Origin of the sequence: Okeania sp. SIO2F4, assembly GCF_010672385.1 — a bacterium.
GTDB lineage: Bacteria > Cyanobacteriota > Cyanobacteriia > Cyanobacteriales > Microcoleaceae > Trichodesmium.
In genome coordinates, this window is sequence record NZ_JAAHGT010001402.1 from 1 (window position 1) to 1,443 (window position 1,443).

A 1,443-nucleotide genomic window follows, 5' to 3' on the forward strand; every position below is an offset into this window, starting at 1 on the left:
GGAATAAAGTATGAGTGATAGGGGTAGGAGTCAGGAGACAGGAGTTATGGGAATTATAGAGGAGGTAGGAGTAAGAATTATCCCTCAATTTTTATGTCCTTAATTTTCCCAAAATGCGCTCCTTTTTGAGCGTAATATACTAAAACAAGAGCACTTTTGGGAATCTAAGAAGGCACTTTCCTTTACCTATCAATGCGCGCGATAATTAATCAGCCAGCCCTAATTAGACTTGATATTAGAGGATAAATAAACGCAACTTAGTATGGCGGGTTTTTAGGAATAAATTGCTAATTTATCAAATATTTTGATTAAACCCACCACTACAACTTTCTTATATTATCTAGTGGTGCATTGTAATTATTTTTGTCAGGGATCTTGCTCCCGTAGTAGGTATTGCTTGTTCATATCTACCATGAGGCGAGCAGGACTACCTATTATCTTTCTGTTAATTGAACACTTTTATTCAAGAAATTCATACACAATGAAATTGTCAAATTTATAGAAAGATAAACTGCCATAATTAAAATAAAAACTTCTACTGGACGACCTGTTTGATTATAAGTAGTATTAGCCACAGCATATAAATCTGGATAACCAATAGCTATTGCTAAACTAGAATTTTTTGCTAAGTTCATATATTGACTATTTAATGACGGAATCATAACTCTTAATGCTTGGGGAAAAATCACCAACTGCATGACTAAACCAGACTTTAATCCTAAAGACCTAGCTGCTTCCCATTGCCCTTTCGGCACTGCTTGAATTCCAGAACGAACAATTTCCGCAATAAAAGCACCTGTATAAAATACTAATCCCACCAGTAAAGCTGAGAGTTCTAAAGTTAAATTTAATCCCCCTTCTGTTCCTCCTGTTTCTGTTGCAATAGGTGCTTGCCAAGCCAATCCAAATATAATAATAAATATGGCAATAATTCCCATACTAATTAATGCAATAATTTGTGGTTGACCAGATGCTGCTTTTTCTGTCATTAATTTATTCCGCCATTGCCAAATAAACATAGCAGCGATCGCTCCTACAACTAAAACTATTAACCATAACCAAACATTCAAAGTATTTTCCGGCCAAGGAATAGCTATTCCTCGTTTACTCATAAATATTGGTCCTGGTAATTCTAATTTTTCTTGAGGTCTAGGCAAACTGAAAAAAACTGCAAAATACCAGAAAAATAATTGCAATAATAAAGGAGTATTTCTGACAACTTCCACATAAACTCGATTCAAATTCCGCAGTAACCAATTCTCAGAAAAACTAGCAATACCTGCCAATATTCCGACTATTGTTGTGAAGAAAATTCCTAAAATCATTACTCGCAGAGAATTAACTAAACCTGCTAATAAAACTTGAGTATAGGGATCTTTTGGTTTGTAAGGAATCAAACTTTCACTAATACTAAATCCTGCTTCATTATCTAGGAAACTGAAG

Annotated in this window: 1 protein-coding gene; it reads right to left on the minus strand. The window is 34.5% G+C overall.

Annotated features, from left to right (window positions below; translation table 11 throughout):
* Positions 1-434: 434 nt before the first annotated feature.
* Positions 435-1,443: amino acid ABC transporter permease (locus tag F6K22_RS40775; RefSeq protein WP_293110853.1), on the minus strand; the 1,009-nt coding region annotated here is incomplete at its 5' end.